At 51.7% G+C, this 242-nt stretch carries 1 protein-coding gene; it reads right to left on the minus strand.

All coding sequences use genetic code 11. The features are described 5' to 3' along the window. Positions 1-242: Ig-like domain-containing protein (locus F4W09_RS17210; RefSeq protein WP_215899335.1), on the minus strand; the 242-nt coding region annotated here is incomplete at both ends.

Raw genomic sequence — 242 nt, forward strand, 5'->3', positions numbered from 1 at the left:
TCGGTGTCAATCTTGGTATCAATCACCACGTTCTGACTGGTCGTGCTCGCAGTATTGCCCGCGGCGTCGGTCACTGTGGCAATCACAGGATAGGTACCATCGAGTAGTGCCGAACCCGTTAAATCTAGCGTCCAGTTACCTAAGCCATCCACGGTTAAGCGTGAATCCGTCGCTGGATAGTTCACTCCGTTCACACTGACACTCAAAGTATTGCCATCGGCAAGGTCTACCGTGCCTTTAAA

It is taken from the genome of Acinetobacter tandoii, assembly GCF_008867985.1.
GTDB classification, from domain to species: domain Bacteria; phylum Pseudomonadota; class Gammaproteobacteria; order Pseudomonadales; family Moraxellaceae; genus Acinetobacter; species Acinetobacter tandoii.